The organism is Photobacterium makurazakiensis (assembly GCF_050336715.1).
GTDB classification, from domain to species: domain Bacteria; phylum Pseudomonadota; class Gammaproteobacteria; order Enterobacterales; family Vibrionaceae; genus Photobacterium; species Photobacterium makurazakiensis.
The window spans coordinates 1-810 of sequence record NZ_JAKJSJ010000146.1; the positions used below are offsets into that span (position 1 = coordinate 1).

The window sequence follows — 810 nt, forward strand, 5'->3', positions numbered from 1 at the left end:
ACAATACACTTTAAACAACTATAACTTCAGTAATTAATACCGACAACCCCATCAATAAAATGCTAAACATAAACAACAAAAAGGATAAAATAAACTTCCTCTGAACACCTAAAGGAATAGTTTTTATTTTTTTATCCATACCGTATCTTTTTGCCTGATATTTACTCAGAAAAACAGTACTGTAATGTAGAACACCTTGCATGGATAAAAATACATTTAACGAATAAAATCGAACACCATTATCAAGATTATCTTCCAATAACAACATCCACTTATTTTTGAGGTATACAACTATAGCAAACCATATAAATATACCAATGCACCCTATAAAAACCAAAAATGCCGATATTTCAGATAATAAAGCATAATTATTATTTAACATTATTTCACACCATATGATTCATATAGCACTTCACCTTTAGACTCTGTATATTTACCTAGCATATTACCACCAACATATCCGCCAGCTCCTCCTGCAACAACTGCACACCAAAAAGCGCTTGTACCTCCCGATGGTAATCCAAACACCAAAGTACAAACTCCCCATGTAGCAACACCGCCACCGACAAAGCCGCCAGCGATACTGCCGGTCGCCTTGCCAATTTGAGTATATTTAGCTTTACTACATTGTGCTTTATTCTTCGTTGTACAAGCCTTTTTAATATTGGCTGTTGCATCAACACCAGTCAAAGCAATACCGATATAACCAACACGTTTCAAATTACGTGACATATTTGCAACAGTTGCATAGTTTTTATAGAAGTTAGGGATACTGGTAACACTTCCCTTTTGACTCCCCCAATGATGGAT

At 35.2% G+C, this 810-nt stretch carries 1 protein-coding gene and 1 pseudogene; both read right to left on the minus strand.

Going from position 1 to position 810, the window contains the following annotated elements:
* Positions 1–10: 10 nt before the first annotated feature.
* Entirely contained in the window at positions 11–382 is a 372-nt protein-coding gene (locus tag L4D09_RS28785) for a hypothetical protein (protein WP_428460951.1), read from the minus strand.
* Positions 382–810, minus strand: a pseudogene (locus L4D09_RS28790) (hypothetical protein); the annotation flags it as partial. The gene L4D09_RS28785 and the pseudogene L4D09_RS28790, both read right to left, overlap by 1 nt.